The sequence below is a fragment of the Sorangium sp. So ce426 genome (assembly GCF_051475585.1).
Taxonomy (GTDB): domain Bacteria; phylum Myxococcota_A; class Polyangia; order Polyangiales; family Polyangiaceae; genus Sorangium; species Sorangium cellulosum_B.
The window spans coordinates 3,308,783-3,333,463 of the sequence record NZ_CP150341.1; the positions used below are offsets into that span (position 1 = coordinate 3,308,783).

General features: G+C 71.3%; 25 protein-coding genes. 10 read left to right on the top strand and 15 right to left on the bottom strand.

Annotation, left to right across the window (positions count from 1 at the left end; translation table 11 throughout):
- Window positions 1-33 precede the first annotated feature (33 nt).
- From WMF44_RS12660 to WMF44_RS12680, 5 genes are all read right to left on the bottom strand, one after another.
- A complete protein-coding gene (locus tag WMF44_RS12660) occupies window positions 34-858 on the bottom strand; it encodes a hypothetical protein (RefSeq protein WP_044968329.1) in 825 nt (274 codons plus the stop codon).
- 14 nt (window positions 859-872) lie between these two features.
- Window positions 873-1,919: a nicotinamidase gene (locus tag WMF44_RS12665; protein ID WP_437299382.1), complete on the bottom strand. Its 1,047-nt coding sequence runs from the start codon at window positions 1,917-1,919 to the stop codon at window positions 873-875.
- Between the two features lie 56 nt (window positions 1,920-1,975).
- The gene (locus tag WMF44_RS12670) at window positions 1,976-3,862 is read right to left on the bottom strand and encodes a hypothetical protein (protein WP_437299383.1); all 1,887 of its coding nucleotides are present in this window, start codon (window positions 3,860-3,862) and stop codon (window positions 1,976-1,978) included.
- Between the two features lie 198 nt (window positions 3,863-4,060).
- Window positions 4,061-4,921 (bottom strand): protein phosphatase 2C domain-containing protein, encoded by an 861-nt coding sequence (locus tag WMF44_RS12675; RefSeq protein WP_437299384.1) that lies wholly within the window; start codon window positions 4,919-4,921, stop codon window positions 4,061-4,063.
- Window positions 4,922-5,198: 277 nt separating this feature from the next.
- Window positions 5,199-5,888 carry an NUDIX hydrolase gene (locus WMF44_RS12680; RefSeq protein ID WP_437299385.1) on the bottom strand — a complete coding sequence of 230 codons (690 nt, stop codon included), beginning with the start codon at window positions 5,886-5,888 and terminating at the stop codon, window positions 5,199-5,201.
- 149 nt (window positions 5,889-6,037) lie between these two features.
- Here WMF44_RS12680 and WMF44_RS12685 point away from each other — a divergent pair, with 149 nt between their 5' ends.
- Complete coding sequence (locus WMF44_RS12685; protein WP_437299386.1) at window positions 6,038-6,913, top strand: STAS domain-containing protein; 876 nt, start codon at window positions 6,038-6,040, stop codon at window positions 6,911-6,913.
- Window positions 6,914-6,975: 62 nt separating this feature from the next.
- On the opposite strand, the gene WMF44_RS12690 is transcribed toward WMF44_RS12685, so the two are convergent.
- Window positions 6,976-8,478, bottom strand: a complete 1,503-nt coding sequence (locus tag WMF44_RS12690; protein WP_437299387.1) for a L,D-transpeptidase — start codon at window positions 8,476-8,478, stop codon at window positions 6,976-6,978.
- Between the two features lie 231 nt (window positions 8,479-8,709).
- Here WMF44_RS12690 and WMF44_RS12695 point away from each other — a divergent pair, with 231 nt between their 5' ends.
- The 6 genes from WMF44_RS12695 to WMF44_RS12720 all read left to right on the top strand — a co-directional run bounded on the left by WMF44_RS12695 (window position 8,710) and on the right by WMF44_RS12720 (window position 12,614).
- Window positions 8,710-8,841 (top strand): hypothetical protein, encoded by a 132-nt coding sequence (locus WMF44_RS12695; RefSeq protein ID WP_437299388.1) that lies wholly within the window; start codon window positions 8,710-8,712, stop codon window positions 8,839-8,841.
- 49 nt (window positions 8,842-8,890) lie between these two features.
- A complete protein-coding gene (locus WMF44_RS12700; protein WP_437299389.1) occupies window positions 8,891-9,397 on the top strand; it encodes an RNA polymerase sigma factor in 507 nt (168 codons plus the stop codon).
- Window positions 9,387-9,935: a hypothetical protein gene (locus WMF44_RS12705; RefSeq protein ID WP_437299390.1), complete on the top strand. Its 549-nt coding sequence runs from the start codon at window positions 9,387-9,389 to the stop codon at window positions 9,933-9,935. The genes WMF44_RS12700 and WMF44_RS12705 overlap by 11 nt, the downstream gene beginning before the upstream one ends.
- Before the next feature lie 196 nt (window positions 9,936-10,131).
- Window positions 10,132-10,524 carry a DUF2809 domain-containing protein gene (locus WMF44_RS12710; RefSeq protein WP_437299391.1) on the top strand — a complete coding sequence of 131 codons (393 nt, stop codon included), beginning with the start codon at window positions 10,132-10,134 and terminating at the stop codon, window positions 10,522-10,524.
- A gap of 96 nt (window positions 10,525-10,620) precedes the next feature.
- Complete coding sequence (locus tag WMF44_RS12715) at window positions 10,621-11,037, top strand: GFA family protein (RefSeq protein WP_437299392.1); 417 nt, start codon at window positions 10,621-10,623, stop codon at window positions 11,035-11,037.
- A gap of 227 nt (window positions 11,038-11,264) precedes the next feature.
- Entirely contained in the window at window positions 11,265-12,614 is a 1,350-nt protein-coding gene (locus tag WMF44_RS12720) for a Dyp-type peroxidase (protein WP_437299393.1), read from the top strand.
- Window positions 12,615-12,712: 98 nt separating this feature from the next.
- On the opposite strand, the gene WMF44_RS12725 is transcribed toward WMF44_RS12720, so the two are convergent.
- Together WMF44_RS12725 and trxA are read right to left on the bottom strand one after the other, a co-directional pair.
- Window positions 12,713-13,942, bottom strand: a complete 1,230-nt coding sequence (locus tag WMF44_RS12725; protein ID WP_437299394.1) for a patatin-like phospholipase family protein — start codon at window positions 13,940-13,942, stop codon at window positions 12,713-12,715.
- A 210-nt stretch (window positions 13,943-14,152) separates the two neighbouring features.
- A complete protein-coding gene (gene trxA, locus WMF44_RS12730; RefSeq protein WP_437299395.1) occupies window positions 14,153-14,554 on the bottom strand; it encodes a thioredoxin in 402 nt (133 codons plus the stop codon).
- Window positions 14,555-14,814: 260 nt separating this feature from the next.
- On the opposite strand from trxA, the gene WMF44_RS12735 reads away from it, so the two are divergent.
- Window positions 14,815-15,324, top strand: coding sequence for a hypothetical protein (locus tag WMF44_RS12735; RefSeq protein ID WP_437299396.1), 510 nt, complete (start codon window positions 14,815-14,817; stop codon window positions 15,322-15,324).
- Window positions 15,325-15,373: 49 nt separating this feature from the next.
- Here the strand turns inward: WMF44_RS12735 and WMF44_RS12740 are convergent, their stop codons facing one another.
- The 7 genes from WMF44_RS12740 to WMF44_RS12770 form a co-directional block, all read right to left on the bottom strand.
- Window positions 15,374-15,700 carry a hypothetical protein gene (locus tag WMF44_RS12740; RefSeq protein ID WP_437299397.1) on the bottom strand — a complete coding sequence of 109 codons (327 nt, stop codon included), beginning with the start codon at window positions 15,698-15,700 and terminating at the stop codon, window positions 15,374-15,376.
- A gap of 442 nt (window positions 15,701-16,142) precedes the next feature.
- Window positions 16,143-16,718, bottom strand: a complete 576-nt coding sequence (locus WMF44_RS12745) for a sigma 54-interacting transcriptional regulator (protein WP_437299398.1) — start codon at window positions 16,716-16,718, stop codon at window positions 16,143-16,145.
- A 14-nt stretch (window positions 16,719-16,732) separates the two neighbouring features.
- Window positions 16,733-17,299: an NADPH-dependent FMN reductase gene (gene ssuE / locus WMF44_RS12750; protein WP_437299399.1), complete on the bottom strand. Its 567-nt coding sequence runs from the start codon at window positions 17,297-17,299 to the stop codon at window positions 16,733-16,735.
- A 237-nt stretch (window positions 17,300-17,536) separates the two neighbouring features.
- Entirely contained in the window at window positions 17,537-19,531 is a 1,995-nt protein-coding gene (locus WMF44_RS12755; protein ID WP_437299400.1) for a hypothetical protein, read from the bottom strand.
- Between the two features lie 537 nt (window positions 19,532-20,068).
- The gene (locus WMF44_RS12760; RefSeq protein WP_437299401.1) at window positions 20,069-20,860 is read right to left on the bottom strand and encodes a hypothetical protein; all 792 of its coding nucleotides are present in this window, start codon (window positions 20,858-20,860) and stop codon (window positions 20,069-20,071) included.
- On the bottom strand, window positions 20,857-21,462 hold the full coding sequence (locus WMF44_RS12765; RefSeq protein ID WP_437299402.1) for an RNA polymerase sigma factor: 606 nt from the start codon (window positions 21,460-21,462) through the stop codon (window positions 20,857-20,859). The genes WMF44_RS12760 and WMF44_RS12765 overlap by 4 nt, the downstream gene beginning before the upstream one ends.
- Window positions 21,462-22,553, bottom strand: coding sequence for a hypothetical protein (locus WMF44_RS12770; RefSeq protein ID WP_437299403.1), 1,092 nt, complete (start codon window positions 22,551-22,553; stop codon window positions 21,462-21,464). Before WMF44_RS12770 ends, WMF44_RS12765 begins: the two co-directional genes overlap by 1 nt.
- Before the next feature lie 348 nt (window positions 22,554-22,901).
- Here WMF44_RS12770 and WMF44_RS12775 point away from each other — a divergent pair, with 348 nt between their 5' ends.
- Window positions 22,902-23,543, top strand: a complete 642-nt coding sequence (locus WMF44_RS12775) for a hypothetical protein (protein ID WP_437299404.1) — start codon at window positions 22,902-22,904, stop codon at window positions 23,541-23,543.
- Window positions 23,540-24,559 (top strand): hypothetical protein, encoded by a 1,020-nt coding sequence (locus WMF44_RS12780; RefSeq protein ID WP_437299405.1) that lies wholly within the window; start codon window positions 23,540-23,542, stop codon window positions 24,557-24,559. Before WMF44_RS12775 ends, WMF44_RS12780 begins: the two co-directional genes overlap by 4 nt.
- Window positions 24,560-24,681 lie beyond the last annotated feature (122 nt).

Below are 24,681 nucleotides of genomic sequence, written 5' to 3' on the forward strand. Positions count from 1 at the left end.
CGGGGAGCGGGCGGCGAGCCGGGGGCGCGCGCTTCACCCGCCGAAGCCGCCCGCGACCGTCTTCGAGAACGACGCGCCGCCCTGGCTGGCGCGCACCGCCGACTGCGAGAACAGCGCGAACGCCTTGCGGATCTCCGCCGCGTCGCTCTTCGGCGTCAGGATCCAGCGGTCCTCGATCCCCATGTCGCGGAAGACGGCGCGGAAATCGGTGTTCCCGTCGTCGATGCCGATCGCCGCCACGATGTGGGCCTCGGCCCGCCGCATGTCACGGACGAGGGCGCACACGTCCCTGGCCTTGGCCCACGTCGAGCCCGCGTCGGCGCCGTCCGAGATGATCAGCGTGACGGTGCGCGCCGGGACGCCGCTCAGCGCGAACTCCTGCGCCTTCGCGATCACCGTTCCGAGCAAGACCACCGTCTGATCGTAGAGGGGCGTGCCGAGCATGGGATCGTAGTTCTTCGTGTCCATCTTCACGGCCTGGGCGATCGGGCAGTACGGATACAGCACCGCCCCGTTCAGGTAACGGTTGTGCGCCAGGATCGAGTCGCGCTGCCTGGAGTCGGAGAGGGCGCCCACCACGAGGTTGTGCCCGTCCCTCACCGACGGGGCGTTGCCCGCGAACTTGATGGATCCCGAGTCGTCGGGCATCACCGTGACCAGCACGACCTCCGACGACGCGACGTCGTCCACCTGCACGCCGAAGCCGGCCTGGATCTGCGCGCCCAGGTCGGTGATGTGCAGCGCCTGCATCGCCTCGGGCGAGAGCGCGCCGTCGTCCCGCGCCGCCTCGAAGAGCTGCTCGATGTCGAGCGAGCCACCGCGGCTCGCTCCGCTGTCGTTCTCCTTGTTCTTGCTCATCGGATCCTCCACGGTCATGCGCCCAGGCACGGAATCGGGTCGGTGCTCTTCACGAGGTTCATGCCGGCGGCGGCGAAGCGGGCGAGCGCCTTGTCCGCCTCGGCGGTGAAATCGACGGCGAATCCCCCCTTGCCGTCGGGCACGGTGACCGGCGACATGCAGTCGGTCATCACGTAGATCTTCTTGGCGAGCGCGCGGTCGGTGAGCGCGATCTCCGTCAAGATGTCCTCGATCGAGCTGCGGACGCAGTGGCTCGCGGCCTGGCCGGCGATGATCACCGCGTCGGCGTGGAGCAGCGTCCTCAGGAAGCCCGTGCTCCGCTGCGCGAGCGGCTGGCCGTCGTGGCGCGTCAGCACCTCGGGCTGCATCACCGAGTAGTTCTCGGTGAGCGGGTTGCCGCCCTTGACCTCGACCCACGACTGCACCCCGCGCGCGAACGCGTGGAACATCCGCGCCTCGTGCACGACGCCCGCGAGCGCGTGGCCGTCGCTCCCGAGGATGCAGTGCGGCGGCCACAGATACAGCTTGTATTTCCCGGCCTTCTCGAGCTCCTCGCAGTAATACCGGACCTGCTTCATGAGCCACGGGTAGCTCCCGCCGCAGAGCCACTTCGCCACCGCGGGGTTCGGCCGCACCTCCCCCGCGTCGATCTGCGCCGTCGTGATCTCGCGGTGCGCGCTCAGCGGGCGGTCCTCGCGATCCACCCAGAAGGCCGGGAAGAAGATCTGGTAAGCGAAGTGGGTGTCCATCGTGACCGTGATGTTCGTGATCGACGCGAGGTTTTTGTAGATGAACTCGGCGATGCGGCGGCTGTCGTCGACCGCGCCCGTGCCGCTCCTGCCGGCGACGTAGAGCGAGCCCTGCGGGAAGCAGAAATCCTTCTGCACGTCGATGAGCAGGAGGTGGACGTTCTGCGCGTCCGCGGCCGACGGCTTCACGCCATGCGCCTTCCGCCACGCGGCGGCGGCGCCGTGCAGCGCCTCTTCATTGGGGTGATAGCCCCACCGCTCGGCGTTCCTGGCGTCATAGAAGGCGGGCAGGGGGAGCTCTGTCGATTTCATTGTCTCTCTCTCCTCTCGATCGGCCCGCGAGCGCGGGCCGTCAGCTCAGCGTGGATTCACGAGATGCGAAGCAATGTGATCGCCTGTGCGTCGACGACGAACAGGCCCTCTGGGCCGACGAGCAGCCGGGAAGCCTGGGTGACGAACGGCTCGGTGCCGGGGAACTGCCGCGTCTCGACGAGCGCGCCCCCGCGGACCTCGACGCGGACGACGCCGCTGTCGGTCGCCGAGAGCAGGAACCCGGAAGCCGCGCACTTGCCGGTCAGCGCGCCGAGCCACGAGCCGCCTTCCCCGTCACCGTCGGCGACCGCCTCGACCGCGCCGTCCTCGCGCACGACGACGCACCGGTGCACGGTCCGGCCGGCTTGCTCGGCGGCGAGGAACAGCCATGCGCGCCCGGCCCGGGGGCGCCCGCGGCCTTCGTCGGGGCGCCTGCGGCCGTCGTTCGACGGCGAGCTCGGGCCGGCGTCGAAGACGCAGGTCGCCGCGGTGAGCTTGCCGCCCGGGAAAGGCAGCTTGACCGTGTCCTTGAGGCCGGGTCGATCGGCGTCGAAGACGAACGCTATCGAGACGTTCCCGGCGCGGTAGAAGCCGAGCCCGAAGCAGGGGCCCACCCAGAACAGCGTTTGCCCGGCGAGCACCTCGCCCATCGGCACGGCGTCCGCCTCGCCCGAGAGCGCGGCGGCGCCCGGCCTCCCGCTGCGCAGGAGCTGCCCGCCGCGCGTCCAGTAGCGGGCGCGCGCGTTGACGTCGAAGATGGGCCTCGTCCCGACGCAGTCCACCTGGATCCGCTCGGGCGCGGCCCCCGGCGAGAGCACCACGAGATCGCCGCCCCGGCCGATCAACGTGGCGCTCCCGTGCACCGCGAAGCGCATCGCGGGGTGCGGCGCGCCGGACATCACGACGGACCGGTCCTCCCGCAGGAAGCGGCCGCCCTCGTTCACGAGATACGAGAGCCCGCCCGGGCCGAGGGCCGCGGCCAGGATCACCCCGCGCGTGCTCAGGATCCGCGTCGCCAGCACCTCGCCGTGCACGACCGTCGACTCCTTCACGACGGCCGGCGCGGCGCCCGCGCAGGCCGGGCAGGCAGGGCGGGCGTGCTCGACGCCGCACGAAGGGCACCTCGTCCACGCGAGCGCGTCGAGCAGCCGGCGCGGGAACACGCCGCGCCGGTCCTCGACGAAGACGCGGTAGAGCGCGTCCAGGAGGTCGTCCGGCAGGACGCGGTACGGGATCGCCGGCTTCGGATACCGCACCTCGCGGTCGAACACGGTGATGCGGCGGAGCGGCCTCGCGCTCTCGGGCACCCGCGCCGACGCGGACCGCGGCCGGAAGACGCCGCCATAAGGCCCCACGCAGAGCAGGCTCTGCATGACCATCACGGCGAACGCGTACCAGTCGGAGTCCTGCGAATACGGCCTCGACAGGAGCGGCCGGGGGAGCGAAGGGTCGCAGAGCAGCGGATCCACGAAGCGCTCGGTGAACACCTGGCAGAGGTACGGGCCGAACTGGAAGCTGTCGGCGTCGATGACGAACACCTCGCCGCCGGCGACGAGCACGTTGAGATCGTTGAAGTCGCCGATCACGACGCCCCGGTCGTGGATCGCCGCGACCGCCCGGTGGAGCCGCGCGAGCACCTCGGAGACCGCGGCCGACGAGAGCCCGCCGTGGCGCATCGACGGCTCGCCGTAGCGCAGGAGCGGCTCCGCGCCGCGCACGAGGCGCATGGCGTAGCCCACGACGCGCTTCCTGGTCCTGTCGGTCGCGAGCTCGAGGGGCGCGATCACCTGATCGGGCAGCGCCGGCGGGAACGCGCGCAGCTTGTCCTGGTGGCGCTCGATGCGCGTCTCGGCGGCGCGCTGCTCGGCGTCCTGCCCGGCGTAATCCGGGTGATCGGGCGTCTTCCAGACCTTGAGCGCGCGGCCGTCTCCGAGGTCGAACACGTCCGCCTCCCCGCCTTTGCCGATCGAGGCCCGAGGGTCGAGTCGAACCCGCTTTGAACCAAGAACAACGTCCACTGTCGCCTCCTCCGGACGCAATCGAACCGAATCACGCGCAATCACGCGCAATCACGCGCAATCACGCGCAGACGCCCTGTCGTTTCCCTCCGCGCCTCCTGCGCACCCGCGCAGGGCCGCGCCTCAATCGCGGGCGGCCTGCGCCCTCCGCACGACGACCACCGTCGTGTCGTCGCGGAGCAGCCCGCCTTCGCGCTCCATCCGCTCTTCCTTCCACACGGGCCGCGCCACCGAACGGTTGATGAGCGCGAGCCGCCGCCTCACCGCGTCGGGGTTCCGGAAATACCGGTCGTCTTCCCAGAACCTCGACAGCGGGCCGACCTCGCCGCCCCCCGGGATCTGCCGTGACGACGACTCCAGCAGATCGATCGCGCCGTCGGTCCCGAGCAGGGCAGTCCGGAGCGCGCTCGACGGGAAGGCGCGGTGCACGGTGAAGCGCGGCGCCTCGCCGCCGGGCGGCCGATCGAGCAGGCCATACGCGAGGTACGGGGGCTCGTCCCTCGGGAAGGGGCCGAGCCGCAGGAGCTCGTCGCCGAGCGCGATGAGGCCGTCGCCGAGGGAGAACGCGCACGCCCTGTCGCCGGAGATCGCGAGTCCGACCACGGTGAAGAGGAAGAAGGTCGACACGACCTCGGTGAAGCCGCCGCCCATGCCGGCGGCCACGTCGCGGAGCGGCGCGAGCGCCCCGCGCCGCACGTCTTCCCACGTCGCGGGCGAATCGAGGTCTCCGCCGCGCCGGAGCGCGCCGAGGACCTGCTCGGCCACGATCCGCGCCCCGAGCGCCGCGCCCACCTCGCTGCGCGCGCCGCTGCCGCAGCCGTCGCAGACCACCGCGACGAGAGAGCCGCCCTCGGCCCGGAAGGCATAGGCGTCCTGGTTGGGCCGCCCCGCGACGACGTGATCGGTCCCGGTCACCGTCCCTCCGGCGACCTCGAAGGCCGAGCCCCCTCCCATGTCAGCCAAGAAAGCGACGTCGCGAAGCATGGAGTTCCCTTCTGCGCCCGGCGAGGGCGCGCTGCGGCCGGACCCGGGCAGACGGAGGCCAGGGCGCGCGGTCCTCCCGGCGCCGGAGCTCCACCGTCCGCTCGGCGGTCAACGCCGACCGTCAGCGCCCGCGCCCGGCGAGCACCCGATCGTTCGTGTATCTTACACACCAAGCTTAGTGTTCGTAGTACACGTTGTCAACCCGGGCGCCGGCGTTCCGGCCACGCTTCCTGGAGGCGCTCGATCGCGTCGCTGACACGCGAGCGGGCATCCCGCCTCAGATCTCGAAGCTGAAGCCGTCCTTCTCGAGCCGCTCGTACTTCCGGCGGTCGAACCGGTAGAGCCGCGCGGCGCGGTGCGCGACGTCCTGCTCCACCTCGTCGAGCTCCACGAGCAGCCCGGTGCCGAGCGCCTTCTTCCGGAAATTGCGCTTGTCGAGCGGGCGCTCGAGGATCGCCTCGTAGAGGCGCTGGAGCTGCGACAGCGTGAACTTCGGCGGCAGGAGCTCGAACCCGATCGGCCGGTATCGGACCTTGCCCTTGAGCCGCTCCAGCGCGACCGGGAGGATCTCGTCGTGATCGAAGGCGAGCGCCGGGGTGTCGTCCACCGCGAACCACGCCGCCTCGCGCGCGTCGGTCGCGGCCTTGACCCGGTGATCCCCGAGCTTCACGAGCGCGTAGTACGCCACCGAGACCACGCGCTCGCGCGGGTCCCGCCCGAGGGCGCCGAACGTGTAGAGCTGCTCCAGGAACACCCCCGAGAGCCCCGTCTCCTCCGCGAGCTCCCGCCGCGCGGCGTCGTCGAGCGCCTCGTCGACGCGCACGAACCCGCCCGGGAGCGCCCACCTGCCGCGGAACGGATCGAGCTCCCGCCGGATGAGGAGGACCTTGAGGTCCTCCTCGTCGAGGCCGAACACGACACAATCCACCGTCAGCGCCGGCCGCGGGTGCTCGTAGGAGACGGACATTCAACCCTCCGTGTAATTTGCACACGAATCTTGGTGTCGATCGGACACCATGTCAACCAGCGCCGCGGAGCTCGGCGTGCCGAGCGAAACGTCGTCGACCGACCGACAACCCCTCGACGGCCAGCGCGCGTGCGCGGTAGAACGCGTCCATGACGGGGGACGCGGGGTCGAGCACGGCGGGGGCGGAGACGCGGGAGGAGCTCGAGGCGAAGCTCCGTGAGGCGCAGCTGCTCCTCCGCGCGATCCTCGAGACCCTGCCGATCACCGTGTGCAGGTACGACCGCCAGGGGGTGTTCACGTTCCACGACGGCAGGGGGCTCGAGGCCGCCGGCGTGAAGCCGGGGCAGCTCCTCGGAGCGAACGTGCTCGATCTCTTCGCGAAGGACCCGGAGGCGCTGGAGACGAACCGGCAGGCGCTCGCGGGGAAAGGCGCGTACAACATCTACGAGACGCACGGCGCCGCCTGGGAGACATGGCATGTCCCCGTGCGCGACGGGGACGGGGAGCCCGACGGTATGATCACCGTCAGCCTGGACGGCTCCGCGGCGAAGCGGCGCGAGCAGGAGCTCCGGGCGAAGGTCGAGCTCATCGAGACGCAGCAGGAGGTCATCCGCGATCTCTCGACGCCCATCATCGAGGTCTGGGACAAGGTGCTGACCCTCCCCATGGTGGGCGTGGTGGACAGCCTGAGGATCTCCGAGGCGATGGACAACCTGCTCTCGGCGATCGTGAGCAAGGATGCGCGGTACGCGATCCTCGATCTCACCGGCGTCGACGCGGTCGACACGCGGACGGCCGGGTACCTCATCGAGATGATCAAGGCCATCCGGCTCCTCGGCGCGGAGGGGATCATCACAGGGATCCGGGCGAACGTGGCGCAGACGATGATCGCGCTCGGACTCGACCTCTCCGGCGTCACGACCGTCGGCAACCTCCGCGCCGGACTCAAGCTCTGCATGCGCCGCATGGCCGCGGCGGGCGAGGGGGGCGAGCGCGCCGCGGCGGCCAGCGCGCCGGCGAAATAGCGGCTTACGGCAGCCGCGCGCGAGGCGCGGGCGCGCTCCCGCGCGCGCCGGGCGGCGGCGGCTCAGCGATGGATCACGACGCGCGTGGACGGGTCGTCGCGCGTGGCCTGGACCGCGTACCACTCATCGGGCACGGCGGGCTCGGTCCAGTGGAAGAGCCATTTCGCGTCGGCCGGCGAGAGGTTCACGCACCCGCCGCTCTGCCCCTCGCCCCAGCGGTCGTGCCAGTAGGCCGCGTGAAGGAGGTACTTGCTGAAGAAGTGCTGGCTCCACGGCACCTCCGCCTCGATCCAGTCGTCCGCGTCGACGTGGGGCGTGATGAGCGTCTTCGTCACCCATTTGCGGCCGATGCTGTACTGGCCGAGCGGGGTCGTGGACGGCGGCACGAACGGCTCGGCCTTCTCCGGCTTCTCGGCCCCGTTGCGCCCGGCCGAGATCAGCGTCGCGAACACGGGGCGGTCGTCCTCGTAGGCGATGAGCCAGCCGTCGAGGGCGGCGATCTCGACCCACGTGTTCCTGCGCCCGTCCGCCGGCGCCGAGGGTGGCTCGCCGCCGAGCCGGATCGGGCGGCCCCACGGGTTCCGCGCCCGCCGCGGCTGGACGACCACCGCGTCTCGCTCGAGCACCCAGTGCCCGTCGTCCCGGGTCTCGAGATACGTCAGCTTGCCGACCCGCTTCGATCGGCCCGTCAGCCCGACCCGGGCGAGGCGCTCCCACACGGCGTCCGTCTTCGCGGGCGGGCCTCCCTCCGTGAGGCGGTACTTCGGGCGCGCCTTGCGGCGAAAGAAGGCCATCGGCAGGCGCGCCTCGGCGCCGAGGTACACCCCCTCGAAGGTGGCGGGCTCGTAGGGCTTGACCTTGTCCTTCGGGATGAACGTCAGATCCGACGCCCAGAGCCAGGTCGCCCCGCCGGCCTCGACCTCCTCGGTCCAGGCGACCGACGAGCGCGGGCGGACCTGCATGTGCCGCAGATCGTGGAGCCCCTCGGGCCACGCCGGCGCGTCGATGCCGTCCACGCGCAGGAGGCGCTTGAGGCCGAGCGACTCGCCGTAGCGGTACGGGAGCGGCAGATCGGCGCGCGGGGCATGGGGGATCAGCGCCTGGCGCACGGGATCGGCGGTGTCCAGGGTGGCGCGCTCGCCGTCGACGCACACGTAACCGCGCGGCTCCACCGCGTAGAACGCCGGGCAGCCGCCGGCGCCGCGGATGGGCTCGACGCTCTTCAGGCGGACCGAGCCGCCGATCGAGAGCATGCCGATCCACTGGGCCTTGGGCCGCGGCGCGGACCGGATCCACACCTCGCGGCCCTTGGAGTACACGCGCGCGGATCGCGCCCGCGCCGCCTCCACCTCCGGGACCGGCGCGGCCGGGGCCGAGGCGGCCAGCGCCTCCGGCGGCGGCTCCGGCGCGCTGGAGCGCGCGGAGGGCGCGATGGAGGGCGAGGGCTCCGCGACCGCCACGCCCGCGCTCCCGGCCGCGTCGGCGCGCGAGCCGGCGTCTTGCCGCGACGGCGTGCACGCGAGCCACAGGGCGCCGAGCGCAACGAACCACGAGCGGCCAGGCATAGGCACGAGACCCTAGCACGTCGAGCCCGGCCGGCGGAACGACGTGCCAGTCTGGACGAAGGCGCCTGCGCCGCGAGCGGAGAGGAGGTCGTCGCTCGTGCCGCGATCTGCGGCGATGGCGCCTGGCCGCCAGGATTTCGATCGCCGGGGGTGTCACGCTCGCCCCGCTCGCGCCTAGAGCCGAGGAAGGCCGGCGAGGACAGCCGGCCAGAGAAGACAAGGAGAGATCCCATGCGTCGTTGGCTCAAGGTGACCCTGATCGCGGCCGTCCTCGGAATCCCGGCGGCGGCCTATGCTGGGACGCAGCTCACGGGCGGCTGTCCGTGCGCCGATTGCCCGTGCCCCGACTGCCCCTGCGGCTGAGCACCCAGCGCCCTTGGAACCGCGCGCGCGATCGCTGCTCAACGCGTCGATGAGACGCCTCGCCGACGGCGATCGCGCGGCGTTCGAGCCTGTCTATGCCGCCCTCTGGCCGGCGATCGGCGCGTTCTGCCGCCGCATGCTCGGGGGCGGCGCGGACGCGGAGGACGCGGCCCAGCAGGCGCTGCTCAAGGTGTTCGACCGCGCCAGCTCGTTCGACCCCGACGGGGACGCGCTGACCTGGGCGCTCGCCATCGCGACGTGGGAGTGCCGCACGACGCGGCGGCGGCGGTCCCGGTCGAGGGAGGCGCCGGACGAGCAGGTCCCGTCGATCGCGGCCGACGTGCCCACGCCGGAGGAGGCGGCGATCGCCCGGGATCTGGACGACGCGGCGCGCGAGGTGCTCGGCACGCTGGCCGAGGCGGATCGCGAGACGCTGAGGGCGACCCTGCTGGAGGTCGATCGCGATCCGTCGGTGTCGAGCGCGGCGCTGCGCAAGCGCCGCGAGCGCGCGTTTGCGCGCCTGCGGGAGGCGTGGAGGAGGATCTATGGAACGTGAGGCGCTTGCCGGCCTGAGCCTGAAGGAGAGGGCCTATCGCGCGTACGAGCGGGGGAAGGCGAGGAGGGCCGCGTGGGCAGCGGCGCCGACGATCGCCGTGGCGCTCGTGGCGGCGCTGATGAGCGACCGTCCCGTCACCACCGCGATCCTCGGCGCGGGGCTCTACGTCGCGGCGGCGCTGCTCTCGTGGCGCGGGCAGGAGCTCGGGCGAGGCGTGCTCCCGGGCGTCGCGGCGGGCCTCGTGCCCTTCGCGGCGGCGCACGCGGCGCGCATTTACGGTCACCTGTGCACCCCGGAAGGGTGCGTATCCATTTGCGTCCCTGCCTGCCTGGCGGGCGGGGTCGCCGCCGGCGTGCTGCTCTCGCGGGTGCTGCGCCGGTCGGAGCGGCTCGGGGCGTCCTGGGCCTCGGCGTGCGGCGTCGCCGCCCTGACGGGCGCGCTCGGCTGCGCCTGCGTCGGCTTCGGCGGCGTGGTCGCCCTCGCGGCGGGGCTGCTCACCGGCACCGCGCCGCTAGCGCTCCGCCCTGCGCGCGGCTAGAGCGACGGTCACCCGCTTCGGATACGGGCCCACCTCGGCGTTTTCGGTGCTCAGCGCACCGGAGTGCGCCTGCGCGCCGAAAACGCCGATCTGGGCCCGTCTCCTGTGCGGGTGACCGCCGCTCTGCTGCCGCTCTGCGCTCTGCTGCCGCTCTGAATGGTGCAGAGGGGGGCGGAAACCGATGTAGGCTCCGCGCATGGCGGAAGCGGCTCGCAAGCGCCTCGCGCTGGCCCTCCTGATCGTCGCGGTCATCCCGATCGGCTTGATCACCCGGTTCCACGGCGGCCCTGCCTGGCTGCGCAACGGCGCCGGCGCGGTGCTCTATGACGTCGTGTGGATCGCCGCGGCGCAGATCGTGTGGATCTCCGGCCGCACGCACCGGCTGGCGCTCGCGGTCTTCGCCGCGACGTGCGGGATCGAGCTGCTCCAGCTGAGCGAGGCCCCGTGGCTGTGGGCCGCGCGCAGCACCACCCCGGGGCGGCTCCTGCTCGGCGCGAACGGCGGGTTCGATCCGGCGGACTTCGCGCTGTATGGCCTCGGCTGCGTCCTGGGATATGGGCTCTGCCGGCCGCTCCGGGCCTCCGCGTGAGGCCGGCGCCGCGCCGAGCGCGCGCGCCGGTTGCGGCGCATGCCGCGAGGGGCCAGGCTGGCGATCGCGAGATCCAGGAACCAGGAGGCGATCGCCATGTCCGAGGCTCACCACACCGGCGGCTGCTTGTGCGGCGCGATCCGCTACCGCGCGCGCGGCGCGCCGGTGAGCGTCAATGTCTGCTACTGCAGCCAGTGCCGGCGCCAGTCCGGCGCGCCCATGCCGGCGTTCGCTTCCTTTTCTGACGAGCAGTTCGAGCTGCTCTCCGGCGCGCCTGCGGCGTATCGATCGTCCAGCTTCGCCGTCCGCCAGTTCTGCGCGACCTGCGGCTCGTCGCTGTTCTGGCGCCGTGACGGGGCGCGGGAACTCGACATCTTCCTCGGCACGATGGACCGACCCGGCGACCTGCCGCCGCCGGCCTTCCAGCTCTGGACCGTACACCGCGTACCCTGGCTGCCCGCCATCCAGGGGGCCACGGACTATCGCGGGGACAAGTCCGGCAGCCAGGGCTAGCCCGACGGTACAGAACGGGCGGCGGACATGAGCAGCCGAGCGCCGTCCTTCCCGGCGTGATGTTTGCCAGCGTCCGCTCGTCGAGGCCGCGTTCGGCCTGCGCGAGGCGCGACGAACGAAGTTCGAGCCTGAACATGACGCCGCGCCCGCGGCGGTCTTCCTGCGCCGCCGCGCGCCCGTCCCGGGCGCGCATCTTCGTGATGGCTCGAACAACCCTGGAGCATCTCATGGCGGATCTCGATTTGACCGATATCCAGGCCCTCGTCGTACGGGACACCTCCATGCCCGCCGTGCGGTTCCTGATCGCGAAGATCGCCCGGGCGAGCGCCGCGAGGCGCGTGATCGGACGCCTTGGCCACGGTGACGCCGGAGCAGGCCCTCGGATCACCGCCGCTTCACCGTGGACGACGAGCCCAGCGTACGTCCTGACCCTGGGATTCACGTACCACGGGCTGGATGCGCTGGGGATCTCGGAGCCCTCCCTGCATTCCTTCCCGGCGGCGTTCGTGCAAGGCGCCGCCGAGCGGGCGAAGCTCGTCGGCGACACCGGGGACAACGCACCCAGGCGCTGGATCGGCGGGCTGGGTACCGGAGATGCCCACGTCGTGCTCGCTCTCCACGCCGCGGACAGCGCCGTGCTGGAGTCGATGTCGACGCAGCTGCGCTCGCTGTTCGCCCGAGAAGGTGCCTTTGCCGAGCTGTCTCACCAAGACGGCGGCGCCCTGCCCAATCAGGTCGAGCACTTCGGGTACAAGCTCGGCGTCGCGACTGTGTGCGTCGACGGAGGGCCGCTCGACCGAGGGCGGGCGCGATCCACGGCCCCGACAGGACAGTTCATCCTGGGGTACCCGAGCCAGCACCCCGGCTTCGCGTACCCCGTACCGACGCCGCTGGAGCTCGGCAAGAACGGCAGCTTCGCCATCTACCGCATCATGCGCCAGGACGTCGACGGCTTCGCGCGCTCGTTGCGCCGTTGGGCCCCCAGGGTCGGGATGACCGAGGAGAAGCTGGCGGCCAAGATCTGCGGAAGGTGGCGCAACGGTGTTCCCCTCGTCCTCTCACCGGACACGGATTCTCCCGCCGCGCCGATCGCCCCGGAAGCCCTTGATGACTTCGACTATGTACCTCAGGATCTGCGAGGCTTTCGCTGCCCGATCGGCGCCCACATCCGGCGCGTCAATCCCAGGAGCCAGAGCATTGCGGGAGGCCACAGCCGCTTGCGCCTGGTGATCCGGCGGACGATGCCGTACGGACCTCCATACGACCCATCGGCTCCTCGCGACGGCATCGAGCGCGGGCTGCTCGGCCTGTTCATCTGTGTCAGCATCCGAGATCAGTTCGAGTTCGTCATGTCCGAGTGGGTGGAGTCCGGCCGGTTCGTGGCCGACCTGCGCGGGACCAAGGACCCGCTCATCGGGAACAACGATCCCGCGCAGAGCAAGCTCGTGATCCCGTCCGAAGGCGGTGATCGCACGATCACGGGGTTCTCCCGGTTCGTGACGACACGGGGAGCAGCGTACTGCTTCCTTCCGAGCATCACCGCCCTGAAGTACATCGCGAACCTGTCCTCGACGTGACAGCGGGCACGCAGCCCCCTTCGGCTCGCGAGGAGTCTCCGCGTGCGCCGTCGGCTCGTCGGGAGGCCGCGGCGCGGTGACCGTGTCGGCAGGCCGCGTCAAGACGGTCCCAAGGACATGCCATCACCACCCCGGTCCCCTGCCAGCACGTTGGCCCTGAGCGACTCTGCCCGACTGGCGCGCAACAGGCGCTCCAGACCGTTGTGACGGAGGAATCTATCCATCGCATCGTACCCTGTGCTGTACAGCATCTCCTTCTGTATCGGCGTCAGATCGAACCGGGTGATGGGGATGCTCTCCGTGTTGATATGAAGTGTCCTCGCGTAGTCCAGCTCCTCGTACTTCCTGATCGTCGTGATGTCATGCGCCTCGACGGCCGTGCGGACCAGCGCGTACGCCAGCCTGCTCGCGAGGAAGGGGTGCCGGATCTCGTGAGGCTTGCCCTGCAGGAGCCGGACCCCGAGCGTGATCGGGGCGTTCTGGTACTCCAGGAGCGGTCTGCATCGGTCCATCACCTCCGCGCACCTCGGCTCGATCGGCGTCCCCCCACCATAATCGACTCTCCCGGACCCCATGTAGAACCGGAGCTCCGGGCACCGGACCAGCTCATCCAGCCACTCCCTCGGCAGGGATGGGTCGAAGATATGGAGAGGGAAATTGCTCAGCAGGCCGCCGTCAACGATGTGGCTCGTCGAGCCGTTCTGGCCCTTGAGGGAGACGGGCGTGAACACGAAGGGGATGCTCATGCTCATGCGGACCGCCAGGGCCACCTCCAGGTGGTCCGGGTCGACCCCGTAGCGCCGCTCGTCGATGTCGTCGGGGACGATGAGCATCCGGCCACGGGTGACGTCCGAGACCACGAAGTGCGCCTTGTACTTCCACCTCGGATCAGGCGTCACGCGCGACCTCTGCGCGAGCCTCACGTACTCGCCGTCCACCAGATCGCCGAATGTCCTCACGCCCTTGTCGCGCAGCTTGGCCCGGATGAACTCGAGGAAGTAGTCGCCCTTGTAGATCCCCAATTTCGTCAGCAAGCCATACGCAGATCCCAGGACCGGCACATGACCCACAGGGTCCGCGAACTTGGCGATGTCAGGGCCGGCGACGAGGCTCAGGACCTCGTTGGGAGTGTACTTCGCCGAGAGGAGCGCGGCCACGATCGCGCCCGCGGACGTCCCCGCGAAGCGCCGGAACTCGTATCCTTGCTCCTGGAGGGCGACGACCGCTCCGACCAGCGCGATCCCTTTGACCCCGCCCCCCTCGAGCACCAGGTTCAGAGGCTTCCGCCCAGCAGCGCCGGCCTCAGGATGCTCCGTTTCGCTCATCATGACCGAGCCTCCCTCGTTATCTACTCTAGCACGTCTACGTGACGGCAAGACGTAGAAGCTGGGGAGGCTGGGAGGTGCGCTCGCGCTGGAGAGAGCCAATTCTCTCCGTGCGTGACACTCTGGTCGTCGTCCGGATTCGGTGTTCCCTCGTCCGTACGCCGGGCCGACCGGGGCGCCCGCCGGGGCGCCGCCCGGGGCGCCGCGCTCTCCTCAGGGGCCTTCGTCGGCGTCGCCTCCGCCGGCGGCCTCCTTCGCTTCCTCCTCGGCGATCTTCGCTCTCACCTCGTCCATGTCGAGCGAGCGCACCTTCTCGATCACCTGGTCGAGCGCCGACGCGGGCAGCGAGCCTGCCTCCGCGAACAGGAGGACCTTCTCGCGAAAGATGAAGAGCGTCGGGATCGACCGGATGTTGAAGGCCTGCGCCAGATCCTTCTGCTCGTCCGTGTTGATCTTTCCGAACACGATGTCCGCGTGCTTCTCGGAGGCTTTCTCGAAGACGGGCCCGAAGACCCGGCACGGGCCGCACCAGGGCGCCCACCAGTCGACGAGCACGATGCCGTTCGACTCGACCGTCTTCTCGAAATTCTCCGCGCTGAGCTCGATTGTACTCATCCGCGGAGCATACCCCCGAGGCACGCCTGTGTCGCCCAGCGAGCGGCCAGGCGCCGCCGGCGCCGCTCAGGGCGCGTTGCAGACGATGATGGGCTCGATCGCCTCGACGAGGAGCTGCTCGACGCGCTCTGGCCCCATATCGGCGGCGCGGGCGAACCGCTCCAGCGTGCTCCGCCGCCGAGGGAGAGCCCCGCGTCCCGGCTCCGCGCCGGCGCCGTGCTACACCATCGGCAGAGCTTACCGCCGAAGGAGAGCGCGCCATGATGAACGCGTCAGTTCAATCCCTCGCCGATGCCATGGATCTCGGGTCGCTGCTGCAGGAGATCCGGGAGCGACATGGCGAGTTCGATCTCCTCGCCCACTGGAAGCAGGGCGAGTTTCACCATGACGTGGTCCTCCGGGTGCACCGCTTCGCGCCGCTGCCGGCGCCGGTGCTCGTCGTGAGCACGAACTGCAATGGTGGCGTGAAGGAGGTGCTCTGCTTCGGCGACGTCCCGGAGCGCTATGCCCTCTGGCATCATCGCTGCCCCGGGGTGCCGGAGTTCTCTGGCGAGCTGCCGCCCATCGCCGCGCAGGCGCGGACGTCGCACTACTTCGACCCGTGCGAGCTGCTCGCGGTCGACGCCCGCAGCGAGCTGCGCGCCGAGTTCCGTGAGCGCGACGTGGGCGGCGGATGGCGCCCGCGATGCGGGCAGCCCGGCCCGGCGGTCGACGCCGCGGGCGAGCCCGGAAGCGCGCGCGGCTCGGCGCCAGGGGAGATGTGTCCGTGATGTGTTTGTGATCCCCGCCGCGCCGATCCTCTCCGGCGGGGGAGCTCGCTCAGCGGCGCTTGGCGCCCATCGTGGCGCGCGCCGCGCAGAAGGCCGCGTCCAGCCGCCAGGCCGCGCGCGACGCCTCGCCCTCCGTCGCGCCGCGCGCGCCCGCGGCGGCGGCGATCGCCTTCCTGAAGTGCGCGCCGGCCCTGCGGCGCTCGATCGCGACGAGCCCCAGACAGAGCGCGACGAGCAGCACGTCGCGGGCGCTCGGCTCCGGCAGCGTCCACGCGAGCCAGCCGGTGGCGATCGCGAGCATCACGGTACAGAGCTCCCAGGACGCGGCGCGCTCGGCGCCCTCCGACTCCGCCGTGGCGGCCAGCGCGCGCGTCACGCTGGGTGGCGGCTCGAGCTCCCCTCCGGAGAGCTCCGGCGCCCCTGCGCCAGGATTAACGCTCGCGCCGGCGCTCGCCGCGGGGCGCGCCAGGGACGCTGCGACTGCCTTCGTTGCCGCACCGGGATGGATTGAGCTCATACAAACACCCTCCTCGCCTTGCCGTCCGGCCCTGCACGATCCCCAGGCTCGCACGTTGCGCGCCAACGTGAAAAGAGCGACCTGACGTGCTCTGCGAGGTCGGAGCCCGCATCGCGTGCGCATCTGTTGTGCAGGACACGCAATCGGTGCATCTGTTGTGCAGGACACGCAATCGACCCGTGCCGCTCGAGGCTTGCTCGCACCGGGGCGTAGGGGGGCTTGTCGCTCTATATCGTACCTTCGTTGGTCTGGTGCGAGGCGCGGGCTCTCCTGGCGGGGCGGAGGGGCGCGGCGGCGTCCCTCAGGGCGGGGAGATCGGGAGTGCCGTCGCCGCCGCTCGCGCGTCGCCGGGCCTCGACGGGGCGGCTGGGGGCTCCGGCGTGGAGGGCTGCGCGATCTCGCCGGATTGCAGGAGGCGCGCGCGCACGAGATCGCGGCTGACGCCGAGCCGCGCCGCCGTCAGCCCCAGGTTGCGGTCGCAGCGGCGGTAGGCGGTGCGGATCACGATCTCCTCGACCCGCTCGAGCGTGCCGCCCTCGGCGGCCTCGAGCAGGCCGTGCTTCATGGTGAGCGCCTTCGGGGACGCCCCTTGCTCGTGGCCGAAGAGCTCGCTCTCCGCGAGCGCGGGCGACAGCGCCGCGCAGCTCACGGCGAGGAAGGGCCGGCCGCGGCGCGCGCTGAGCTCGTGCACGTGCCGCGCGATGATCTCCTTGCCGGTGCCGATCTCGCCGGTGATGACCGCGGCCGCGTCGCCGGCTGCGACCTGCCTCGCGCGGTGGAGCAGCTCTTGCGATCTGGGGTCCTCGAAGAGGAGCGCCTTGGCGCGCTCCGTCGGCGCCGTCGTCGATTCGGGGGTGGGGAGCGTGAGCAAGCGCATGGGTGTACCGGCTCTCAGGCAGCCACCTCGCGCGCCGGCAGCGGGAGGCCTTCCCGGATCACGCTGTCGATGAAGGGCCAGACGATCTCCTCCAGCTTGCTCCCGAGCTCGTCATCGATGTCGAGCAGCCCGTCCTCCCCGAGCCGCAGCGCCTTGTCGAGCAGGAACAGCCCCGCGACGACGTGCCGCGCCCCGAGCGACTGGAGCACCGGACGGAGCGCGTAATCGATGGCCAGCACGTGCGCGAGCGTCCCGCCCGTCGCGAGGGGGAGAGCTGCCTTCCCCGCGAGCCCGAACTGCGGCAAGAGGTCGAGGAAGGCCTTGAGCGCCCCCGTGTACGCGGCCTTGTAAACGGGCGTCGCGATGACGACCCCGGCCGCCTCCGCGACGACCCGCGCCGCGTCCGCCAGGGCGGGGGAGTCGACGCGGCCGAACAGGAGATCCTCGGCCGGGAGCTCGCGGACGTGGATGGTGGTGACGCGAAACCCCTCGCGCACGAGCCGCGCCGCGATGCGGGCCGCGAGCGCCGAGGTCTTCGAGCGCGCAGAGACACTTCCGGTGATGATGGCAATGCTCGACATGAGCGCAGCATACCAAGGCCCGAGAGTGATGTCTACTATAACGGATGAAATGTCCGTCGTAGCGGATCGCGCTGCCGGGGGTCGGCCCCGAGGGAGGGGTCGTGTGTGGGCGCGCGTGGGAGGATCCGTATCCGAGCGCAAGAGAACGAGAGAAGAAGAGGGCGCCGGCGGGGGGGGGGCCGGCGCCCTCTTCATGAGCGAACGCTCGCTCTCGCGCTCACGAGCGCTCGCTCGCGGTCAGTTCTCGAACCGCACGTTGTCGAGGTAGTAAGGACCTGCGTTGCTCGTCACGTTGAGGTTGAACTGCAGCTTCACGTCGCTGGCCCCTGCGTTCAGCGCGTTCTTGGTGGCCGTCGGCAGCTGGGCGAACTGGATCCTCACGAACTGGCCCCGGGGGAGCGGGGTGAGCGGGACGTTGCCGGCCCACTGGTTGTGGATGCCGGCCGACGGGATCGAGATCAGCACTTCGATGTTCCCGACCCAGCTCGGGTTCGGCTGGACGGGAGACACGAAGAGATCGAGCGTGATCTTGTCGCCCACCGGCGCGAGGTTCGCCGAGCTGAAGCTCGAGCTGACGATCTCGTTGAACGAGGAGGGCGTGTTCACCTGGAGCGACGAGATGCCCTCCACCACCCGGCCCGTGTGGACCGACAGCTGGGCCTGCGGCGACGTCCACGCGCCCGGCTTCTCGAACCCGAGGATCGGGTCGTTGAGGAGGAACTCCGCCATCACGTTCTTCCGGAACGGGATGAACACGTCCGTGAGGGCCTCCGAGATCTTGAAGCGCTGCCCGCCCGGCTCGTCCGGATCGGCCTCCAGCTGCTCGGAGGTCTGCGTGAACGGCCTCAGCTTCGCCAGCGTCGCGGTCGTGCCGAGATCGAGCTCGACGGTCGGGGAGCCCGTGGCGTCGCCGATCGGCTCATGGCACCCGCTGCACGACAGGGAGAACGCGCGCCCCACGACCTGATCCGGGGTGAGCGCGCTGCCCATCGCGGTGAGCTCGCTCTGGATGCTTGTCCTGAGCGCCGAGGGCCCGGCGCCGAACGTCGCGAAGTAGTTGTTCTGGAGGCCGATCATCTGGCTCTCTCCGGCGTTCATCGTCGTCGGATAGCTCGGCTCCAGGGCGAAGCGGTTGATGTCGTCGGCCGCGGCGAGCCGCTCCACGAGGCCCGGGAAGGACGTGCTCCTGAAGGCGACGGCGCGCGCGTCGGTCGAGGCAGGATCGAAGAGCGGCGCGGCCGGGTTGTCCTTCACGAACGATGGCGTCACGACCAGCGTGGCGCTGCTCCCCGAGCCGCTGTGAAGGAGCCTGAACTCCCGGAGGTTCCACGTGGTGAAGGGCTCGGGCGGATCGCCGTCGACCTCGGGGGCGAAGAGGAACTCGTTGGTCCGGATCTGGCCGCCGTACGGGCCCGCGTTCTGGCCGTAGTGATCGATGTGGAGGACGGGCTCGAACCCCCCGGGCAGGCCGTCGAAATAGAAGGCGAGCAGCTCGTCCCTCCGCATCTCCAGGCTCTTCGCCGGATCCGACAGGTTGTACCAGAAGTCGACGACCGGGCGGCACCCTTCCCGTCCAAGGCTCGGCGACGGGTTGGGGAGCCGGCCCTCGAAGATGATGAAGTTGCGCATCTGGAACGCGCTCTCCGGGATGCCCGAGCGCCTCGCGAAGACGACGCGGTACTCACCGCAGTTGGCGCCGTCCGGCGGGGCGAGGTCGAAGCGGTTCGCCAGGGTCGTGGCGACGTAGGCGTTCGGGGCTTCCTCGTCGGCGAAAGGATCCCTGTCGGCCTCCTCGCCCACGACGCGGGGGCAGTCGATCGGCCACCCGTTGATGGACCCGGCCGAGCCGGGGATCACCACGTCATCGCAGTGCGGGCCGAGGCCGATCCCGTCCGCGGCCTTCCGGTTCGTGTCCATGAACTGCTGGAAGAGCTGGAGGGGCGTCAGGCTGACGCCCGCCTGATCGATGAGCTGCTGGAGCACGTCCTTCAGCTTGAAGGCGCCGAGGATGTCGGTGTTCGTGATGACGAGCGACCTCCGCTCGTTGATGGGGAAAGGAAGCGAGAGCGCCTGGCCGGCCTCCGCGATCTCACCCTCGGCGAGATCGGCCGGAGCGCCGCCCGTGGGCCCGAGATCCGCGCAAGAAACCGGCAGTATCGCGAGCGCGGCCAGCGCGGCGCGCCGCGCCCCCCGCCACGCGCCGGGGGAGGCAGGATCAGAATGAGAGCGCACCGGACTGCTCGAACTCGACAGCTTCGACGACATGAAACCTCCTGAAATGACCCCGAAGAACGGCGGCGCCGCGCGAGAGCGCGAGCGCGCGCTCGCGGATGGACGGGGCGGCCCGAGGAGGACGACCGCCGGCGAGCGCCAGAGTCGGTCCGCAAAGAGACGACGCCCGGCGCGCGCCGCATGGGCGACGTGCCTCGCCGAGGCCGGCGCTGCCACGGCAGCCTGGCCTCATCGAGCCGCTGAATCCACCGTTCCGCGATGAAACGCCCCGGCGCCGCCGCCTCTCGGCGCGGCCGCCCGTGAACGCGGACCGTATATTAATGCTGTTTACGTACAGGGCAAGCGATATGAATGCTCGTGTTTGTACTCGCGTTAATTTTTCGCGGTCCGCGCGAGCGTCGTTTTCGTGTCCATTTCATGTCGTCCGTGCGAGCGTCGATGTCGTCGCCGCGGGCGCAGGCGAGGATATCCCGCTCGCGTGTTCGAACATGGTGCGGAGTTTGCTGTTCGCTGGTGGAGCCGTTGTCGTGGAGGCAATCACCGAGCCGCGCCGACGATCCGGCGCAGCGGCTCGGCGAAGGAGCTCGATGGATACATCGCGAAGAACGCCGCCGCGCGCGCCCGCGCCTCGTCGGCGCGCCCGAGGCGCACCAGCGCGCGGATCGCGATGAACTCCCGCTCTTCCGCGAGCCGCCCCTTCGGGAACTCGGCCTGGTGCCTCTCCAGCGCGGCGAGGGCGGCCTCCGGATCCTGCGCGAGCGACGCTCTGGACGCGTCGACGAGGTTGGACTCCCGGACCAGGTCGTCGCGGTCCGCCGCGGCGGTCGCCTCCGGCGCTGGCGCGGCCGGTCGGGGGCTCCGCGGCGCCTCGCGGTGGAGGGCGGAGGGGGTCGGGCGCGGCGCCTCGGCCGCCGGCGCCTCGGCCACCGGCGCCTCGGCGATCGGCGCTTCGGCCACCGGCGCTTCCGCCGCCGGCGCCTCGGCCGGCATGCGGTTTTCCGCGCGGGAGAGCAGCCGCTCCAGCGGCAGATCGGTGAGCACCGGCGGCGGCGCGATCGTCGCGGCGGCGCTCGGGGCCTCGCCCAGGGCGGCGTGGAGCCCTGCCCCGCCCGCCCCGATGCCCGCCGCGAGGAAGATCCCCTTGATCCACGCGGGCATCGTCGCGCCGGCGGCCGCGCCCGCGGCCGTCTCGAGCGGCGCCACCCGGGCCGCGGTGCGCGCGAGCTCGGCGGAGGTCATCGGTCGGATCGGCGCGGCGGCGCGGAGCAGCTCGCGTGCGCCGGGCGGGGCGCCTCCTCCTTCCTGGTTCCATCGCTTCGGATCGCTCATCTGGCCCCCCTGCGCGCGCGCTCGGCCTCGGACTTCTTCAGGAGCGTCGCGAACTCCTTCCGCGCCGCGTGGAGCCGCGAGTAGACGGTCCCCACGGGGACGCCGACGAGGCGCGCGATCTCGTCGCACGGCATCTCTTCGATCTCGAACATGACGAACACGGCCCGGCGATCGAGATCCATGGCCTCGAGGATGCCCTCGAGCTGCAGCCGCGCCTCGCGGCTGGAGGTGATCTCTTCCGGGCCGCGCGCGGAGTCGGGCACGTCGTCCACCACCTCGCCGAGCCGCTCGCGGCGCGCGTGGGCGCGGCGGCGGTGCGACGAGGCGACGCGGCGGCAGATGGCGAAGAGCCACGTCGTGATCGGGCAGGCCCAGTCGAAGGACGGGAGCCGCTGCTGGACGACGACGAAGACGTCCTGGAAGGCATCCTCCAGGTCAGGGTGCTGGATGCCGAACCGCTGGAGGGTCGCCCAGACGAAGCTGCCGTGCTCGGCGTGCAGGGCGACGAGGCTCCGTGGCGGCTGCTTGGCGTCGCGCAGGACGTCGGCTCGTAAGCACTGCTCCACGGAGAGCTGAATGCCGGCAGCCCGGGGATCCTTCATCAAAATGTGAGGCCGACCCCCCCGAACACCGCGGCGGCGAGCGCGGCCTGCTCCAGGCCCGTCGGCAGCCCGCCCTCGAGCTGGAAATCGTACCGTGTCACTGGAACGAAGAGATCGATACCTGTTTCGAGCCGCAGCGGCCCGATGACACGGACGCCGAGCCGCGTGCCGGCCCCGAGGCTGAGCCACGCGCGCGAGCCGACGTCGGTCGGCAGGATCGTCGGCGGGACGTCGTCGTCCCCGTAGATGACGGCGTAGATGGCGCCCGCCACCGCCCTGCCGCAGAGCCCGAAGGCGACCGAGCGGCTCCGGACCATTTCGACGCACGCGCCGAGCCAGCCCGCGGTGAGCCCGAAGGCGAACGTCCGCCGGGCCGCGTGCTGCTCCGGGAGCCACAGCGCGCCCGTCTCGAGCGTCCACCTCGGCAGGATCGACCACTCGCCCGACAAGGCGACGCCGAACCCGGGCGAGGGGACGATGCCCGTGGAAGCGAGCCCGCGCCACGAGACCGAGAGCCGGGGCGGCGGCGGGGCCTCGCCCGGGGGCGGCGTCGCCTTGGCCTGCGCCGGCCAGGGGAACGGCGGCTCCGGCGCCCGCTCCGCCGCCGGAGGGCGCGCGGGCAGCGGCGGGGGACGCGGCGCCTCGGGGGCCTGCGGGGGGCGCGGCGCCTCGGCGGTCGGGGGGGCGAGGCCGGCCTCGGGATCGGTCGCGAGCAGGATGTGCACCGCCGCAGCGGCCACGATCCCGTCGCAGCTCTGCCGGTCGTCGGAGAGCTCGCGGACCGTCGGCGGGGCGCCGTCGCACAGCTCCGTCCGGATCGTGGCCGACCAGGCCCCGGGCTGGCCCTGCACCACGGCCTCGATCGAGGCGGCCTTGCCCGTCGTGACGAGCTCCCGCCCGAGCCGCCGCGAGATCTCGGCGCGGAACCGGGACGCCGAGGGGCACCGCCCCTCCGCGCCCGCGAGGCGCACCCACGACACGTCCGCGGCCGCGCGATCGCACTCCGCCCGCGCGCGCGGCACGCCGGTGAGCGCGAGCGCCGCGCAGGCGCTCAACGCCGAGACGAGCGCACGTGCGGCCGGCGCGCTCACCCTGTGCCGCTCGCTGCCTCTCGGCCGCTCGACCTCGTCAGCGGGGGAAAGAGGCGGCTTCGTCGGAGGTGGCACGGCACAAGGGCGAGAATGTCAGGCGGCTTGCCAAAGGGAGAGGATCCTGTACACCCGGATGATTTGCAAGTCACCGGAATTTCGGACGGATAGCGGCGAACGTCGTCGCCCGGGCGCGGGCTTCCGAGGAGCGCTCGCCCCTTGCCATCGCGAACCCCTCGCGAGAGGCACGCCTGACGTGCACCGACGGCTGCGAGCCCGCGCCGTGCAGGTGGCGATAGAGTGGATCGCTGCGGCGCGGTGAGCGAAACGGAACCCGGCGAGGAGGGCTCCATGATGACAATGCGCATGCGGGGTACAGAGGTTATCGAGGTTCGCTATGCGCTCGAGCACCTCTTCAGCGATCAAGAGCACGACTGGGTGAGCGACACGATCGCTCCGGTTCTGGCGTGGGTTCCAGGCAGATCCAGGAGCAAGCGGAGCCAGCCGTTCCGATTCGTGGTCGACCACGTCGTCCCCGGGAGGTCGAGGACCGTGCATGTCGACCTGACCTGGGATCTTCCCTTGCTGGAGCGCCTCGTTCCTGGAGTCGAAGCCCACGCACGGAGGCTGCGCGACGGGCGGACGGCGCAGCGGGAACACGTGACCGAGCTGGCAGCGTACGGGCTGACGTTCGTGGCGATCTCCACGCTGATGCCGGGCCGGCGGGTCAAGACCATGCGCAAGGGCTCTGCGCCGGACATCCTGTTCGACGTCACGCCGGGCTCTCTCCGCGGCGTCGAGGCGGCAGGGCGCGCCACCGGGGGCCGCAGCGCGCTCTTGGCGGTCCGGGGCGGCGCGGCGTCGAGGCGCGAGGCGCGGGCGAAGGACGGGAAGGCTTCGGAGCTGCGCGCCCGGCGCGACATCGCCGAGGTCCATCTTTCCCTCTGGTGCGCCTCGCCCCGGGTCAGCATGATGGAGCAGGTCAAGCCGTGACGAGCGGAACGGAGTTGTACGAGTTCAGCCTGGCGAGCAGCGGGAAGCTGAAGCTGCGGGCGACGGCGCGCCTCGCGGAGGGGGGGCCTGACGCGACCTTCGAGGCCTGCGTCCTGCTGCACGAGGCCGCGCGCCTCGAGCGCCGGGCCGTCGAGGTCCTGCCGGCCTGTCCCGCGGCGACGCGCCTCGCTGCCTCCGTCGAAGAGTGCTTCTGCCTCGTCGAGGGGCGAAATCCGCCGGGGGCTGGCGAGGTCTGGGGGAGGATCCTGCGCGAGAAGCGCGACGTGGACGGCGGAACGGCAGAGGCGCTTCTGTCACGGCTCACGCCGCGTTACGAGGGGAGCCGTCGTGGCTTCGCGAAGCTCATCGGGAGCTGCACGACGCTGCGGCAGCTCAGGACCGCGGGCGCGCTCGTGCCCACGTCGGCCGCCGAGCGAGCGCGCGCGCTTCGCGAGGTGAACCTCGTCCTGTCGAAGTTCCCCGGGATTCCTGGCTTCTGGTGGGCGGCGTACCGCCTCGCCGAGGCCCGGGGTGACCTTGAAACGGCGTGGAGCGCTCTTTCAAGGGCTCACCGGCTCGAGCCCGACAACCGGCAGTTCACCGCCATGGGTCTCCTCGTTGCGGCGCGCGCGCTGTCCGCAGCGGATGCCGACGAGCACCTCTGCCGGGCGAGATCCTCGCTCGACAGGGCCGGGGCCGAGGTGTGCCTGATGTATGCTCTCGCGGAGGTCGAGCTGGCGAGGGCGGACGGCGCGCGATCGCGGTGGCTCCGAGCGCGAGAGGCGACCAGCGTCGGGCTGGTTCAGGCCCGGTCCGAGGAGCTGAGGCGGGAGCTCCATGCGACGCAGCTCATCCTCGATAGCCTCCTCGCTGGGCAGGATCCGACGTTCGACGCGCTGTATCTCGCCGGGCTCGGCGCGGTCGCCGCGAGCGCTCCGCCGAAGAGCAACGTGATCGAGCTTCTTTCGTGGGAGGCGGAGCGGCGCGTGCAGGCGATGGAGCGTCGCGCGGCGTAAGCGCCCGACCGACGCCATCGCGTAGTCGACAGGCCTCGCCCTTCCGGTCGATGGAGCGAGCGCCGAGCGGCCTGCTCTCGGGGGATCGAAGCCTCCTGCCCGCCGTATTCAACAAGCCTTGC